Origin of the sequence: Streptomyces sp. P17 (assembly GCF_032436805.1) — a bacterium.
Lineage (GTDB): Bacteria > Actinomycetota > Actinomycetes > Streptomycetales > Streptomycetaceae > Streptomyces.
The window spans coordinates 1-261 of sequence record NZ_JAVRBF010001041.1 but is presented as its reverse complement, the minus strand read 5'-3'; the positions used below and the strand labels follow the sequence as shown (position 1 = coordinate 261).

The window sequence follows — 261 nt, the reverse complement described above, 5'->3', positions numbered from 1 at the left end:
GCAGGTTGAGGCGACAGCGCTCATTTTATGCGGTGCTGCTGTTTATCCTCGCTGCAATCTTTGCAATCTATACCACCCTTGCTGGTGCCGAATGGGCCGAGAAAACCTATTCCATCAAGCGTTCTCCGGTGGCGATGACAGCAATTATTCTGGCTTCGATTGCAGCTTTGCTCTTACTGACAAAGCTAAATATCGGCCAAAAACATCAGAGGATGCTAGGCATTCTTGGTGGTATGACCTATGCACTTTATCTTGTGCACC

Annotated in this window: 1 protein-coding gene; it reads left to right on the top strand. The window is 48.3% G+C overall.

Going from position 1 to position 261, the window contains the following annotated elements:
- Window positions 1-32 precede the first annotated feature (32 nt).
- Window positions 33-261, top strand: a 229-nt coding sequence (locus RMT89_RS43865; protein WP_315889340.1) for a hypothetical protein, incomplete at its 3' end; no start/stop codon positions are given.